The organism is Halomonas sp. SH5A2 (assembly GCF_014263395.1).
In the GTDB taxonomy this organism is placed as follows: Bacteria; Pseudomonadota; Gammaproteobacteria; order Pseudomonadales; family Halomonadaceae; genus Vreelandella.
Genome location: NZ_CP058321.1, coordinates 2,020,516 through 2,036,190, shown reverse-complemented (window position 1 = coordinate 2,036,190; position 15,675 = coordinate 2,020,516). Strand labels below are relative to the sequence as shown.

The following is a 15,675-nucleotide window of genomic DNA, read 5'->3' as shown; positions in this document are numbered from 1 at the left end:
TGAATTCGTTTGAACCTTGAGCCAAGTTTGGTTCGCTTTTGTTGCTTTCGGGCGACAAGTAAGAACCACAATGATTGTAAACTGAAGAGTTTGATCATGGCTCAGATTGAACGCTGGCGGCAGGCCTAACACATGCAAGTCGAGCGGAAACGATCCTAGCTTGCTAGGAGGCGTCGAGCGGCGGACGGGTGAGTAACGCATAGGAATCTACCCGGTAGTGGGGGATAACCTGGGGAAACCCAGGCTAATACCGCATACGTCCTACGGGAGAAAGGGGGCTTCGGCTCCCGCTATTGGATGAGCCTATGTCGGATTAGCTGGTTGGTGAGGTAATGGCTCACCAAGGCGACGATCCGTAGCTGGTCTGAGAGGATGATCAGCCACATCGGGACTGAGACACGGCCCGAACTCCTACGGGAGGCAGCAGTGGGGAATATTGGACAATGGGGGCAACCCTGATCCAGCCATGCCGCGTGTGTGAAGAAGGCCCTCGGGTTGTAAAGCACTTTCAGCGAGGAAGAACGCCTGTCGGTTAATACCCGGCAGGAAAGACATCACTCGCAGAAGAAGCACCGGCTAACTCCGTGCCAGCAGCCGCGGTAATACGGAGGGTGCAAGCGTTAATCGGAATTACTGGGCGTAAAGCGCGCGTAGGTGGCTTGATAAGCCGGTTGTGAAAGCCCCGGGCTCAACCTGGGAACGGCATCCGGAACTATGAGGCTAGAGTGCAGGAGAGGAAGGTAGAATTCCCGGTGTAGCGGTGAAATGCGTAGAGATCGGGAGGAATACCAGTGGCGAAGGCGGCCTTCTGGACTGACACTGACACTGAGGTGCGAAAGCGTGGGTAGCAAACAGGATTAGATACCCTGGTAGTCCACGCCGTAAACGATGTCGACCAGCCGTTGGGTGCCTAGCGCACTTTGTGGCGAAGTTAACGCGATAAGTCGACCGCCTGGGGAGTACGGCCGCAAGGTTAAAACTCAAATGAATTGACGGGGGCCCGCACAAGCGGTGGAGCATGTGGTTTAATTCGATGCAACGCGAAGAACCTTACCTACCCTTGACATCCTGCGAACTTGTGAGAGATCACTTGGTGCCTTCGGGAGCGCAGAGACAGGTGCTGCATGGCTGTCGTCAGCTCGTGTTGTGAAATGTTGGGTTAAGTCCCGTAACGAGCGCAACCCTTGTCCTTATTTGCCAGCGCGTAATGGCGGGAACTCTAAGGAGACTGCCGGTGACAAACCGGAGGAAGGTGGGGACGACGTCAAGTCATCATGGCCCTTACGGGTAGGGCTACACACGTGCTACAATGGCCGGTACAAAGGGCAGCGAGCTCGCGAGAGTCAGCGAATCCCTTAAAGCCGGTCTCAGTCCGGATCGGAGTCTGCAACTCGACTCCGTGAAGTCGGAATCGCTAGTAATCGTGAATCAGAATGTCACGGTGAATACGTTCCCGGGCCTTGTACACACCGCCCGTCACACCATGGGAGTGGACTGCACCAGAAGTGGTTAGCCTAACTTTGGAGGGCGATCACCACGGTGTGGTTCATGACTGGGGTGAAGTCGTAACAAGGTAGCCGTAGGGGAACCTGCGGCTGGATCACCTCCTTAAACGATGCATCATCCTCGCGGTAAGCGCTCACAATGAATTACCTGATCACGTGATAGAGCAAACGGTTTAAGCATTAGCCCTCTTGGGTCTGTAGCTCAGTTGGTTAGAGCGCACCCCTGATAAGGGTGAGGTCGGCAGTTCAAGTCTGCCCAGACCCACCAAATTTGCGTGATACGTCGTTGCTTCACTACTCGCATAGCAGGCTATGCGTCGCACTGAAGCGCCTAGTCTCACACAAATTACCCAGAGGCAAGTGTTGATAGATGGGGCCATAGCTCAGCTGGGAGAGCGCCTGCCTTGCACGCAGGAGGTCAGCGGTTCGATCCCGCTTGGCTCCACCACTCAAGCTTGAAGTTGAAAGCTTGAAGAAAAAGCCCGACTTGAACGACATCAAAACCGTCTTGACGAAGTTTTAAGCTAGGTGTTTGGGAGAAGGTTTTCTCTTTAAGCTTCCAGCTTAGGGCTTCCAGCTCTAAACGCTCTTTAACAATGTATATCATGCTGACATGAACGTTTTTTGAAACGTTCATACGTAATTGTTTTGTGATACGTCTCAAGCGTATCCGGCAATCGTTATCATTGCGAGACACCAGACCCCTTCGGGTTATAGGGTCAAGCAATGAAGCGCACACGGTGGATGCCTAGGCAGCCAGAGGCGATGAAAGACGTGGAAGCCTGCGATAAGGCTCGGCGAGGTGGCAAACAACCTGTGACCCGGGCATTTCTGAATGGGGAAACCCACTCATCATCAGATGAGTATCCCCCACTGAATCTATAGGTGGGGGAGGCGAACCAGGGGAACTGAAACATCTAAGTACCCTGAGGAAAAGAAATCAACCGAGATTCCCCCAGTAGCGGCGAGCGAACGGGGATCAGCCCTTAAGCATGTGACTGATTAGACGAACAAGGTGGGAACCTTGGCCGTAGCGGGTGATAGCCCCGTAGTCGAAAATCTGATCATGTGAAATCGAGTAGGTCGGGGCACGAGAAACCTTGACTGAAGACGGGGGGACCATCCTCCAAGGCTAAATACTCCTGGCTGACCGATAGTGAACCAGTACCGTGAGGGAAAGGCGAAAAGAACCCCGGAGAGGGGAGTGAAATAGATCCTGAAACCGTGTGCGTACAAGCAGTAGGAGCAGACTTGTTCTGTGACTGCGTACCTTTTGTATAATGGGTCAGCGACTTATATTCAGTGGCGAGGTTAACCGTATAGGGGAGCCGTAGGGAAACCGAGTCTTAACTGGGCGACACAGTCGCTGGATATAGACCCGAAACCGAGCGATCTATCCATGAGCAGGGTGAAGATTGAGTAACATCAATTGGAGGCCCGAACCAGGATCTGTTGAAAAAGATTTGGATGACTTGTGGATCGGAGTGAAAGGCTAATCAAGCTCGGAGATAGCTGGTTCTCCTCGAAAGCTATTTAGGTAGCGCCTCACGTATCACCGCCGGGGGTAGAGCACTGTTTCGGCTAGGGGGTCATCCCGACTTACCAACCCGAGGCAAACTCCGAATACCGGTGAGTGCGAGCGTGGGAGACACACAGCGGGTGCTAACGTCCGTTGTGAAAAGGGAAACAACCCAGACCGTCAGCTAAGGTCCCGAAATCCTGGTTAAGTGGGAAACGATGTGGGAAGGCTCAGACAGCTAGGAGGTTGGCTTAGAAGCAGCCATCCTTTAAAGAAAGCGTAATAGCTCACTAGTCGAGTCGGCCTGCGCGGAAGATGTAACGGGGCTAAACCAGGTACCGAAGCTACGGGTTCATTCTTCGGAATGAGCGGTAGAGGAGCGTCGTGTACGCCGATGAAGGTGAATTGAGAAGTTCGCTGGAGGTATCACGAGTGCGAATGCTGACATGAGTAACGATAAAGGGAGTGAAAAACTCCCTCGCCGGAAGACCAAGGGTTTCTGTTCGACGCTAATCGGAGCAGAGTGAGTCGGCCCCTAAGGCGAGGCCGAAAGGCGTAGTCGATGGGAAACGGGTCAATATTCCCGTACCGGACATGATTGCGATGGGGGGACGAAGAAGGCTAGGTGAGCCAGGCGTTGGTAGCCCTGGTGAAAGTCGGTAGGCTGAGGGCTCAGGTAAATCCGGGCGCTCAAGGCCGAGAGACGAGACGAAGACACCACGGTGTTGAAGTCATCGATGCCACGCTTCCAGGAAAAGCCTCTAAGCTTCAGATCATGTGCGACCGTACCCCAAACCGACACAGGTGGTCAGGGTGAGAATCCCAAGGCGCTTGAGAGAACTCGGGTGAAGGAACTAGGCAAAATGGTGCCGTAACTTCGGGAGAAGGCACGCCGGCATATTGTGAGAGCCCTCGCGGCTTAAGCGAGAACCGGTCGAAGATACCAGGTGGCTGCAACTGTTTAGTAAAAACACAGCACTCTGCTAACGCGTAAGCGGACGTATAGGGTGTGACGCCTGCCCGGTGCCGGAAGGTTAAATGATGGTGTTAGCCGCAAGGCGAAGCTCTTGATTGAAGCCCCGGTAAACGGCGGCCGTAACTATAACGGTCCTAAGGTAGCGAAATTCCTTGTCGGGTAAGTTCCGACCTGCACGAATGGCGTAATGATGGCCACGCTGTCTCCACCCGAGACTCAGTGAAATTGAAATCGCCGTGAAGATGCGGTGTACCCGCGGCTAGACGGAAAGACCCCGTGAACCTTTACTATAGCTTCACACTGGACGCTGATGTTGCCTGTGTAGGATAGCTGGGAGGCTTAGAAACCCGGACGCCAGTTCGAGTGGAGCCAACCTTGAAATACCAGCCTGGCATCATTGGCGTTCTCACTCAGGTCCGTTATCCGGATCGAGGACAGTGTGTGGTGGGTAGTTTGACTGGGGCGGTCTCCTCCCAAAGCGTAACGGAGGAGCACGAAGGTACCCTCAGCACGGTCGGACATCGTGCAATGAGTGCAAGAGCATAAGGGTGCTTGACTGCGAGACAGACACGTCGAGCAGGTGCGAAAGCAGGTTCTAGTGATCCGGTGGTTCTGTATGGAAGGGCCATCGCTCAACGGATAAAAGGTACTCCGGGGATAACAGGCTGATACCGCCCAAGAGTTCACATCGACGGCGGTGTTTGGCACCTCGATGTCGGCTCATCACATCCTGGGGCTGAAGTCGGTCCCAAGGGTATGGCTGTTCGCCATTTAAAGTGGTACGCGAGCTGGGTTTAGAACGTCGTGAGACAGTTCGGTCCCTATCTGCCGTGGGCGTTGGATGTTTGAGAAGGGCTGCTCCTAGTACGAGAGGACCGGAGTGGACGCACCTCTGGTGTTCCGGTTGTCACGCCAGTGGCATTGCCGGGTAGCTATGTGCGGACGGGATAACCGCTGAAAGCATCTAAGCGGGAAGCCCCCTTCAAGATGAGACATCCCTGAGGCCTAGAGCCTCCTGAAGGGCCCAGCGAGACCAGCTGGTTGATAGGCACGGTGTGGACGCGCTGCAAGGCGTTGAGCTAACGTGTACTAATGGCCCGTGAGGCTTGACCCTATAACACCCAAGGGGTCTGGTCGTGATGATAACGAGAACCGGATACGCGCGCTGAGCCGACTGTTTAAGACACAGGGCTTGGTAAGAGACGCACACAAAACACAGCATGATATCCATTTAAAGTTACGCCTGACGACCATAGCAAGCGTGAACCACCTGATCCCTTGCCGAACTCAGCAGTGAAACCGCTTCGCGCCGATGGTAGTGTGGGGTCTCCCCATGCGAGAGTAGGTCATCGTCAGGCACCTATACCAAAAATCCCCCAGGGCTTATGCTCTGGGGGATTTTTTTGTTTGTAAGGCGTAAAGGGTGAAGAGTCAGTGGTGAAGCGTGAATAGAAACCTCACACTGACCAACCATTCACCATTCACCATTCACCATTCACCATTCACCTACAGCTTTTATGCATCCCTGTGATGCTGGCAGATACCACCTGACCAGGTTTCATAAATGGCTCGGTCGTCGGCCAGCATCATCAACGCGAACAGCCGTTCACCGAGCGTTGTACTGTGATTGATGCGGCGTGATAGCAGCGATGTTGCGTGAGGGTCAATCACTACAAAATCCGCCTCATAAGAAGTCGCAAGCTGGCCAATATGATTGTCGAGAGACAGTGCCTTGGCATTGCCGTGTGTCAGCCCATAAAAGCCCTGCCACGCGGTAAGCGGCTGTCTGCTTAGTTGGCCCACTTGGTAAGCTGCTTTAAGCGTGCCAAACCCCGATAAATCAGTGCCTGCGCCGATATCGCTGGCAAAGGTATAGGCCATACCTGTCTGATTGGCGGCTTCCCGGTCGAATAATCCGCTACCCAGGAAAAGATTGGAGCTGGGGCAAAAAGCAATATTGGCGCCGCGATTCGCCAAGCGCTTACGCATACCATTATCAAGATGAATGCCGTGAGCAAAGGTGCTGCGAGGGCCAACAAGGCCAGCTTCTTCGTATACGGCTAAATAGTCGCGGCTGCCGGGAAACAGCTCTGCTACCCAGTCCAGCTCCCCGCTGTTTTCCGCCAAATGCGTCTGTAACCAGAGGGTCGGGTCATTACGTAAAAGAGCGCCTGCCGCATCCATTTGCGTTTTGGTCGACGTAGGCGCAAAGCGTGGGGTAACGCTATATCCCAGCCGCTGCTTGCCGTGCCAGTCTTCGATCAGTCGCTCGCTATCGGTAATGCCAGTCGTGCCGTCCATAAGCGCCTCTGGCGCGTTACGATCCATCAATACCTTGCCGACCAGCATGCGTAACTGACGTTTTTGGCAGGCGGTGAAGAAAGCATCCACGGAGCCAGGGTGGCTAGAGCCGAACACTTGAGCAGTGGTCGTACCCGCGCGGAGCATTTCATCCAGAAAGGCATCCGCCAATGCTTCTGCGTGCGCATGATTGGCGAAGCGGCATTCCTCAGGGAAGGTGTAGTCGTTTAACCAATCGAGCAGTTGCCGCCCATAGGAGGCCATGATGTCCAACTGCACATAGTGAACGTGGGTGTCGATAAAACCTGGCATGATGAGTTTGCCGCGGTAGTCGAGAACGTCACAGTCTTTAGGGAGTGACGACGTTAGTTCCGCAAAATGGCCGATGGCATGAATATGCTGCCCTTTCAACCAGAGCAGGCCGTCGCTGTAATGCTCTAGACTGCCCGGCTCGGGCGAATCGCCATCGCCAGGGTCGCGGGCAAAACTAATCAATTCGGCACGAATAAACGTATCGGTAGTAGAATTCATATTAACTCTGGGAGGTTTTTGACTCGTCAACTAAGGCACGTACAGTGTTAGGCTCAAGGCCGCGTGTTTTTGGTGAGGTGGGTTTGTCGGTTAGCCACAGCAGCTCGGTGACCACCGTCAAGGCAATGGCATAAGGGGTCTTATTCTTGAGCTTGGTAGCGTGGATGCGTCCAATGGGACTTCGCACACGCTCAATTTTCTCAGCGTCATGGCCTTCTCGCTGCAGGCGTCCCTGGAAGCTTGACCATTTACTGTCGCTGCCAATTAGCCCGATGGATGACACATCATCGCGCTCAATGAGGGCTGCAATCAGGGCGTAATCCTGATCGTGGCTATGGGTTAGTACTAGCGCATGCGTTTGCGGAGGTAATTCTGCGACCGTCCGATGGACATCGCCAAGCGTATGACAGCTAAGACGTGATTGCTGTTGCGTCTGCTCACTGAATATGTCGCTTCGGCTATCGTACCAGTGCAGTTGCCAAGGCAGCGGTGCGCTTAAGTTGACGATTTCGCGACCTACATGGCCCGCACCAAATAGTGCGACATGGGCTTCTGCACCTGGAAAGACTTCCAGCAGGATATTGACGAAGCCGCCGCAGCACTGGCCACTGCGACCACCCAGGGAAAAGGCTTCGAGATGAAAGCCGTAGCGCTGCTGCTGTAATAAGTCGCGCGCAGCGCTGATCGTCTGCCACTCGAAAGTACCGCCACCAAGGGTGTCAAAGATAGCCTCGTCAGTAATCACCATACGCGCACCGGGCTCGCGGGGTGTCGAGCCTGCGCTGGTTACTTGAGTCGCTAATACGTGGGGGACGCCGTCACGCTGTAAGCGATGTAGCGACGCATGCCAGCTTTCAGGGTCGGGTAAAGTCATAGTGCCTTCTGCCTGATGGCGTTTGCCGCCAACATGACCCGTTCAGGCGTCGCCGGGGTATCGAGATGGGGCGATACCTGGTAGCCCGTTAGGCTTGAGAGGGCATCCCGCAGCGCTGACCATACACAAATCCCCAGCATGAAAGGCGGCTCGCCGACGGCTTTGGAGCGATAGAGACTTGCCATGGAGTTAGGGTGGCCTTCCAGCAGTTCAACATTGAAAATCGGTGGCAGGTCGCCGAAAGTGGGGATTTTATAGGTCGCAGGCCCATCGCTGATCAGCATGCCGTTATCATTCCATTTGAGCTCTTCGCTTGTGAGCCACCCCATGCCCTGTATAAAGCCACCTTCCACCTGGCCCATATCGATGGCAGGGTTAATGGAATCACCCACATCGTGGAGTATATCGACGCGCTCCACCTGGTATTCCCCCGTCAGTGTATCCACGCTGACTTCGCCCACGGCTGCGCCAAAGGCATAGTAATAAAAAGGGCGTCCCTGACCGGTGGCGCGGTTGTAATAAATAAGCGGCGTGGCATAAAAGCCTTTTTCCGACAGCGAAATACGGTTGAGGTAAGCGGTCTGGACGAGTTCGCCCCAGGCGATGCGGCGCTCACTCTCGCCGATACCGGCAATCAGCATACCGTCTTCCAGGCGCATGCCTTCACGGTCGAGGCCCTCTGAGTAGTGCTCGGCGGCAAAATCAAACAGTCGCTCGCGGAGCTTGCTGGCGGCATCGCGCGCCGCCATGCCGTTCAGGTCGGCGCCACTGGAGGCGGCGGTGGGCGATGTATTGGGCACCTTGTCTGTGCGTGTTGCACTGATGCGGACGCTGTCCAGATTGAGCCCCAGTTCTCGAGCCACCACTTGGCAGATCTTGGTGTGCAGACCCTGGCCCATTTCCGTGCCGCCGTGGTTGATCATGATACTGCCGTCGGTATACACGTGGAGCAGCGCGCCGGCCTGATTCAGATGCTGAGCCGTAAACGAAATGCCAAATTTGACAGGGGTGAGGGCAAGGCCCTTTTTGATGATCGGGCTTGCCGCATTGAACGCAGTGATGGCTTTGCGACGCGACCAGTAGTCGCTGTTTTGTTCCAGTGTGTCCACCAGGGTATGAAGCAATTGTGTCTGATCGACCTGCTGGCCATAGTGCGTAATGTTACGTCCTTGGCGATAGAAGTTGCGCTTCCGGATGGTCAGTGGGTCCTCGCCAATCTGGCGGGCGATGTCATCCATGGCGGCCTCAATGATCATCATCCCCTGCGGCCCACCAAAGCCTCGAAAGGCGGTGTTAGAGGCAGTATGGGTCTTGGCACGATGCCCTGTTACACGCGCATTGCCTAGCGAGTAGGCGTTATCGGCATGAAACATGGCACGATCGACAATGGCGTCGGAGAGGTCAGGCGAGTAGCCGCAGTCGCCAATCAAGGTAATCTCGCCACCTTCGATGACGCCCTGATGATCGATCGCCAACTGATAGCGGTTGTGAAAGGGATGGCGTTTACCCGTGGCGCGCGTATCCTCGCTGCGTGGCAACCGTAGGCGGCTGGCTTTGCCCGTTCGGCGTGCAAAAAGCGCCGCCATACAGGCCCAGGGAGAGGCCTGGGTTTCCTTGCCGCCAAAGCCACCGCCCATGCGGCGAACTTCAACGGTTACCGCGTGAAAAGGGATGCCGAGCACTTCGGCAACGAGCTTTTGGGTTTCACTTGGGTGCTGGTTGGAAGTATGGACGATGACGCCTTCATCTTCGCTGGGCAAGACGATGCATGCCTGTCCTTCCAGGTAGAAATGCTCCTGTCCGCCAACAAAAAGCTCGCCTTCAATGACGTGTGATGCTTGGCTGAGAGCTGTTTGCCAGTCACCGCGCTCTTGAACGTGACTGGGACGGACAAAATCCTCACGCTCGGTGGCCGCGACAGGATCAAGGCTGGCGGGTTGTTCATCGATTTCCAGCTTGGCAAGTTTCACGGACCGACGCGCGGCCTGCAAGGTTGTCGCGGCCACTGCAAAGAGGCACTGGCCTGCATAGCTGATTTCCCGGTCCACAAAGATAGGATCACCCGGAAACACGGGCCCAATATCGGTGTGGCCCGGCACGTCATTAAACGTTATAACATCGATGACCCCTGGTGCCTGCCTGACCGCTTCAAGGCCGAGCTTGGTTAAGGTGCCATGGGCGACTGGCGATAAGCCAAGCGCAACGTGCAGGGCATCTGCCGGTGTTTTTATATCGTCAATATAGGCCGCTTTACCCGTGACGTGTTTTTGAGCACTTTCGTGAAAGCTCGCACTGCCTGCCTGGCGTTGACTCTGGCTATCCACTGTATGGCGGGCCAGGGGACCTGAGCCTTGAAGTTGGTCATGCAATTCACGGCGGGCACGGCGACTGTCAGTGTCGAGTTTAGTGAGCGTACGCATGGAGCATCACCTCCTGGTTGGGCGCACAAAGCGTCAGGTACAGGCGCTCTAGCAGATTGCGAGCAGCTTGCTGGCGATAAAGCTGACTACCCCGCACATCGCTCATGGGGGTGAATTCGCCGTCAAGCGCCTGCTGTGCGGCTTGAAAGCTGGTTTTCGACAGTGGCTGGCCTTCCAGTGCGGCTTCGGCAGCAAGTGCTCGTTTAGGGGTCGCGGCCATGCCGCCGAACGCGATGCGCGCGTCGCGCATGACACCTGCTTCCAGGCGGTAGCAGAAAGCGCCCAGCACTGCTGATATGTCATCTTCTCGCCGCTTGGAGAGTTTCCAGACCCGTAGCGTGGTGGTATCAGCCAGTTTGGGAATAAACACCCGGCTGATAACTTCATCTGCTGTCAGCGCGGTTTTTTTATAATCGATAAAAAAAGCACTCAAAGGAATTTGCCGCGAGCTGTCAGCGTTTGTCAGTTCGACCCAGGCATCAAGTGCCAGCAAAACGGGCGGCGTATCACCAATGGGAGACGCGTTGGCAATATTACCGCCGATGGTGCCTGTATTGCGTATTTGTTGCGAGCCGAGACGGTGTAGCAAATGGGCAAAGGCTGGGAAGTGGGTGTCCAACAGCGGCTCAAGCTGGGTGTAGGTGACGCCTGCGCCGACCCACCAGCCTGATTGTTCCTTAAAAGTGGCTTCTTCAATCAAGCGGAGCTCGTGAACTCGGGAAACATCGATCAGTTGATCCAGTTCGACCAGGCGTTGAGTGTTTTCTAGCCATAAATCCGTTGCACCGGCGACGAGGCGCGCATTGGGGTGACGGCGGCGCACTCTGGTCAGTTCACCCAGCGTGGTTGGCTGGGCAAACAGCGATGCGTTTTCTTCTACCAGTTCAGGGTCGGGCGCTGATACAGCTGGCGGTGAGGCGTCAAACCATTGGGGAGCCTGCCAGGGTAATGATTGCATGCTCAAGGCCGCATCGCGAATAGGGCGATAGCCGGTACAGCGGCATAAATTGCCACCTAGCACGGCTTCAAGGCGTTCCGGGGTCAAGGGAGTAGGGCGGTGTTGCTGGGTGGTATGCAGCGTAAACAGCGACATGACGATACCCGGCGTACAAAAGCCGCACTGACTGCCGTGACATTCAACCATGGCCTGTTGCGCAGGGTGCAGCTGATTGCCTTGGGCCAAGCCTTCAATAGTGACCAGGTGGCGGCTGTTAAGCTGGTGTGCTGGCGTGATACAAGCATTGACGCTTTGAAAGCACGCGTCAACATCACTCGGGTTGCGAATGGCGACTGTACAGGCGCCACAATCGCCGGAGGCGCACCCTTCTTTAGTACCTGTCATCCCCAAATGGTCGCGTAATAGCGTTAAAATGCTCGTGTCCGGTGGCACGTCGCATTGCTTGGGGGTGCCATTGAGCAAAAACTCAATCGTCGCCATACCAAACTCCATTTTCATTGTTTTGACCGATCGGTCAATATTGTTTGAGCTTGAGACAAAATAGACGGTTATGCAAGGCTTCGATCGCTGCACTGATAAGGTGCGAGGAACCGTATTACGCGGGGTTTTGGAGCATGTAATGTGAAGCGCCGTTATCTTGCATACTCATCTGCCAGCACCTGATAAAGGAACTCAGTGAATGACGGCTGAAACAGCAGACCAGGATAACGTCGGTCGAGACCACATCGAACGCGGCATTTTACGCGCAGCCGAACAGGTGTTTTCGCAATATGGTTACCGGGGCGCGAGCCTCCAGGCGATTGCCGATCAAGCTGGGCTGCCCAAAGCGAATATTCTGTATTACATGGGCAGCAAGCAGGCGCTCTATGTCCGGTTACTCAATCGCATGATGAGCCGATGGAATGCGGTGCTTGAAGAGATCACACCAGAAAGCGACCCGGGACGTGTGCTTAGCGAATTTATCCGCACCAAGATAGTGCTTGGCCAGCGTTATCCCGAAGGCTCAAAACTGTTTGCCGCTGAAATTTTAGCGGGTGCCCCTTTCCTCAATAAATACTTGTCTGGTGAACTACGGGATTGGGTCGCTTCTCGGGCGACCATCATTCGTCAGTGGTCGCATCAGGGTAAGATGGACGACCTGGACCCGCACTTGCTGATTTTTCTCATTTGGTCCGCGACTCAGCACTACTCTGAATATAGTGCCCAGGTCACCGGGATTCTAGGTAAAGAGGCGCTCGATGAAGAAGATCTGGAGTCGATTTGCCAATTTCTCGAGCAAGTGATCCTGAAGGGCTGTGGTGTTCAGCGCCAGGATATATCTCCCGCAACGCCGCGGTGACTGGTTATGCCCACGCTACCCATTGAGCCGCATTTAGCCTCCCTGCAAGAAGCCCTGGACAGCCATAATCGACTTATTCTGGTGGCCCAGCCTGGGGCGGGGAAGACCACGCGGGTGCCCCTGACGCTTTTGAATAGCCATTGGGCGCAAGGCAAAACGCTATTGCTTCTTGAGCCACGCCGAGTCGCTGCTCGGCTAGCAGCAAGTTTCATGGCCCAGCAGCTTGATGAGTCTGTAGGCCATACTGTGGGCTACCGAATGCGGGGCGACAGTCAGGTAAGCCGGTATACCCGCCTGGAGGTCGTCACCCAGGGGGTGCTGACCCGTATGCTGCAGGATGATCCGTTGCTTGAGGGAATTGGCGGCATCATCTTCGATGAGTTTCATGAACGCAGCATCGAGGCTGACCTGGGGTTGGCGCTGGCATTGGATGTACAGCAAAGCATTCGCGACGATTTACGCCTCATTGTGATGTCCGCCACTATCGATGTGGCGGCTTTACAAAAAGTGCTTGGGCAACAGACTCCGGTGATTGAAAGCACGGGGCGCCAGTACCCGGTTGAAACAATTTATCGGCCGGTAGCGCGTGAAACCGCTCTGGAGACACGCGTCTGTGAGGCTGTCAGCGACGCCCTCAATCGATCGGGCACGCGCGATATTCTGGTCATTCTGCCGGGCGCGGCTGAGATAAACCGGCTGGTGAAGAAGCTGGAAGATAGTTCGCTTAATGTCGAAGTACGCGCGTTGCATGGTCGCATGTCAGTAGAAGCGCAGCAGGCGGCTCTCCAGCAAAATGCTTCGCGTCCACGGGTCATCGTATCGACGGCTATCGCGGAATCCAGCGTGACGTTGGATGGCGTGAATGTGGTGATCGACGCTGGTTTAGAGCGGGTCCCGCTGTTCCAGCCCCGTTTGGGGCTCACCCAACTGACCACCCGGTGGGTGAATAGAGCCAGCGCCGATCAACGGCGCGGTCGCGCGGGTCGGCAATGCCCAGGGCTATGTTTCCGATTATGGTCTCAAGAGCAGCCGCTCGTCCCCTTCGGTGAGCCTGAAATACAGCAGGCTGATCTCTCGAAGCTGGTACTTGAGCTGGCTTCCTGGGGCGTGCAATCCCCTGACGATCTGACGTGGATGACTTCACCGCCCAGCGGCGCCTGGCAGAGTGGTAAAGCGCTTCTGAACAAGCTTGGCATCATTGATCGAACCGGCATGTTGACCCCGTTAGGGGAACAATGTGCGCGTTGGCCGGTAGCCCCAAGGCTTGCCGCGATGCTGGTGAAATCAGCCGACATCAACGCGGCGGGGTTGGCCTGTGGGCTCGCCGCGCTCCTTGAAAGCAGGGATCGTATCAACGGCTCGCTTCGCGATGCGCTGAATCAGCGTTTTTCTCAACCTGCGCGGTTTCCCCAGTGGCAGCATGAGGCCAAGCGTTTGGCAGGGAGTGCCCAAGCCAATTTCCCAGGTAGGGTTGACGACGCATCGTTAAGTGCGTTGGTGGCACTGGCGTACCCAGAGCGTATTGGTCAGTGCATCAGCCCAGGTCGGTTCAAGCTCGCCAATGGTAAAACGGCCACCTTGCCGATCAGCCATCCGCTTGCCAGTGAACCTTATCTGGTTGCCGTCAACGTGGAGGGTGCGACCAGCGAGGCGACGATATACGTGGCAGAGCCACTTTCGCTAGACACCCTTATCCGTCTTTATCCGGCCACCCAGCAGTGGGTCAATCGCATCAGTTGGTCAGACGCCCAGGGTAGACTGATTGGAGAAAGGGTTCAGTGTCACGGTGAGCTGGTGTTAGCCACTTCCGCGCTTGGCAAGCTGCCCGAGGAAGACGTCATGGCGGCCCTGTTGAACGCCTTGGAGCAGCGCCCTGAAGTGATCTTTAATGCACGCGTTCAGCAGCTCCAGGGGCGTATGGCGATGCTGTATGAGTCCTTTGAGAGCCGATGGCCAGATTGGTCGGATAAAGCGTTGATAACAACACTTGAAACCTGGCTTGCCCCTTACATGATCGGGGTGACACGCATGAGCCAGTTGGAAAAAATGCCTTTCGAGACGTACTTGCTGTCGTCCCTGACTTGGGATCAGCAGGTTCAGTTCGAGCGCTTGGCGCCCACTGTGTTGAGCGTACCAAGCGGCCGACAAATCGCGCTGGACTATGCACCCTGTCTACAAGGTAGGCCACCAGTTCTGGCGCTTAAGCTTCAAGAGGCGTTTGGCTGGCAGGAGACGCCAAGAATTGCCGATGGTCGCGTCGACGTGATGATTCATCTGTTGTCACCGGCGAGGCGCCCCCTCCAGATTACCCAGGATCTGCGCAGCTTCTGGGCGAATGTCTATCCTGATGTGCGTAAAGAAATGCGTGGGCGCTATCCAAAGCACCCTTGGCCGGAAAACCCACTCTCTGCACCTGCCACCGGCCAAACGAACAGTCGTAGGTAGGCGAAATGTTCTTATTCGGCCTAACAAACCCTAAGGTTCCGTCGATCTATTACTCGGGTATTTCTCCAGGCTTGCGGTAGCGCACGCCTTGGGCGCGGCGTTCCTCTTCCGTCAGCCTTTCATCTTCTGCCGGTACACCCAATACGGTCTCTTTTGATCCGTCTTCCCAGGTGTAAGTGGTACAGCCGGACAGCAACGTGATCAGCAGGTACGATGCCATGGCCTGGGTGGTTATTTTCAACAGTTGCATGCTCATCAGTTATCTCCGCAGGGCACGTTAAAATCAATATTATCAATTAACTATAGAAGTCGGTAGCGGAATAGTAAATTAGCAAGTGAATAATGTGCCAAGAGCGTTGAATGACCTGCAAGGTAACATGGCGAGCGTGAGCTATCGTTTAAAAAACGTATTACAACAGAACAGAAAGCCGTCGATAGCAACATCGCGGCAAGCGGCAACGAGGTGAGTATGTGGTCGGTGATCAAATCGGTGCTCGCAGCACTCATCGGCGTTCAAAGTGACCGTCAACGACGCGAAGACTTCAGTTCTAAACATCCAACTGCATTTATTATTACATTTATTATCATTACCTTAGCGTTTGTCGTGGCGCTCTGGGGGCTTGCTACGCTCGTTGCGGGATAAGCAAGCCAGCTTTATTTTTTACAAATCACGTGAACATTGGCGGGTGTTTTCTATACTGCAGTTAATAACGTTATATCGGCACTCGTCTGTTGCCTACATCCATTCAGGTTGCTGGTTTCAGCCACAACAAAAAAAAAGGGGGCTTCAATGCGCTTATGGTGGCG

At 55.1% G+C, this 15,675-nt stretch carries 9 protein-coding genes, 2 tRNA genes and 3 rRNA genes; 8 read left to right on the top strand and 6 right to left on the bottom strand.

What is annotated here, in order from left to right; all coding sequences use genetic code 11:
* Nucleotides 1-78: 78 nt before the first annotated feature.
* The 3 genes from HXW73_RS09485 (at nt 79) to HXW73_RS09475 (ending at nt 1,953) form a co-directional block, all read left to right on the top strand.
* Nucleotides 79-1,611, top strand: a 16S ribosomal RNA gene (locus HXW73_RS09485).
* 85 nt (nt 1,612-1,696) lie between these two features.
* Nucleotides 1,697-1,773, top strand: a tRNA-Ile gene (locus HXW73_RS09480).
* 104 nt (nt 1,774-1,877) lie between these two features.
* A tRNA-Ala gene (locus tag HXW73_RS09475) sits at nt 1,878-1,953 on the top strand.
* Here the strand turns inward: HXW73_RS09475 and HXW73_RS09470 are convergent.
* Nucleotides 1,924-2,202 carry a hypothetical protein gene (locus HXW73_RS09470; protein WP_186252881.1) on the bottom strand — a complete coding sequence of 93 codons (279 nt, stop codon included), beginning with the start codon at nt 2,200-2,202 and terminating at the stop codon, nt 1,924-1,926. The two genes, HXW73_RS09475 and HXW73_RS09470, sit on opposite strands and share 30 nt — an antisense overlap.
* Nucleotides 2,203-2,222: 20 nt before the next feature.
* Here HXW73_RS09470 and HXW73_RS09465 point away from each other — a divergent pair.
* Together HXW73_RS09465 and rrf are read left to right on the top strand one after the other, a co-directional pair.
* A 23S ribosomal RNA gene (locus tag HXW73_RS09465) occupies nt 2,223-5,114 on the top strand.
* 128 nt (nt 5,115-5,242) lie between these two features.
* Nucleotides 5,243-5,358 (top strand): 5S ribosomal RNA (rrf, locus tag HXW73_RS09460).
* The 16S, 23S and 5S rRNA genes sit together here with 2 tRNA genes alongside, the layout of an rRNA operon.
* Before the next feature lie 157 nt (nt 5,359-5,515).
* On the opposite strand, the gene guaD is transcribed toward rrf, so the two are convergent.
* Genes guaD through xdhA form a run of 4 tightly spaced genes read right to left on the bottom strand, consistent with a single transcriptional unit; the run spans nt 5,516 to nt 11,564 of the window.
* Complete coding sequence (gene guaD / locus HXW73_RS09455; RefSeq protein WP_186252880.1) at nt 5,516-6,832, bottom strand: guanine deaminase; 1,317 nt, start codon at nt 6,830-6,832, stop codon at nt 5,516-5,518.
* Between the two features lies 1 nt (nt 6,833).
* Nucleotides 6,834-7,706: a xanthine dehydrogenase accessory protein XdhC gene (xdhC, locus tag HXW73_RS09450; RefSeq protein ID WP_186252879.1), complete on the bottom strand. Its 873-nt coding sequence runs from the start codon at nt 7,704-7,706 to the stop codon at nt 6,834-6,836.
* Nucleotides 7,703-10,126 (bottom strand): xanthine dehydrogenase molybdopterin binding subunit, encoded by a 2,424-nt coding sequence (gene xdhB, locus HXW73_RS09445; protein ID WP_186252878.1) that lies wholly within the window; start codon nt 10,124-10,126, stop codon nt 7,703-7,705. The genes xdhC and xdhB overlap by 4 nt, the downstream gene beginning before the upstream one ends.
* Nucleotides 10,110-11,564, bottom strand: a complete 1,455-nt coding sequence (gene xdhA, locus HXW73_RS09440) for a xanthine dehydrogenase small subunit (protein WP_186252877.1) — start codon at nt 11,562-11,564, stop codon at nt 10,110-10,112. The genes xdhB and xdhA overlap by 17 nt, the downstream gene beginning before the upstream one ends.
* 199 nt (nt 11,565-11,763) lie before the next feature.
* Here xdhA and HXW73_RS09435 point away from each other — a divergent pair, with 199 nt between their 5' ends.
* Nucleotides 11,764-12,423: a TetR family transcriptional regulator C-terminal domain-containing protein gene (locus HXW73_RS09435; RefSeq protein WP_186252876.1), complete on the top strand. Its 660-nt coding sequence runs from the start codon at nt 11,764-11,766 to the stop codon at nt 12,421-12,423.
* A gap of 6 nt (nt 12,424-12,429) precedes the next feature.
* Nucleotides 12,430-14,868, top strand: coding sequence for an ATP-dependent helicase HrpB (gene hrpB / locus HXW73_RS09430; RefSeq protein ID WP_186252875.1), 2,439 nt, complete (start codon nt 12,430-12,432; stop codon nt 14,866-14,868).
* Between the two features lie 49 nt (nt 14,869-14,917).
* On the opposite strand, the gene HXW73_RS09425 is transcribed toward hrpB, so the two are convergent.
* On the bottom strand, nt 14,918-15,124 hold the full coding sequence (locus tag HXW73_RS09425) for a hypothetical protein (protein ID WP_342211930.1): 207 nt from the start codon (nt 15,122-15,124) through the stop codon (nt 14,918-14,920).
* 213 nt (nt 15,125-15,337) lie between these two features.
* Here HXW73_RS09425 and HXW73_RS09420 point away from each other — a divergent pair, with 213 nt between their 5' ends.
* Nucleotides 15,338-15,511 (top strand): DUF2970 domain-containing protein, encoded by a 174-nt coding sequence (locus HXW73_RS09420; protein ID WP_186252874.1) that lies wholly within the window; start codon nt 15,338-15,340, stop codon nt 15,509-15,511.
* The last annotated feature ends 164 nt before the right edge of the window (nt 15,512-15,675 follow it).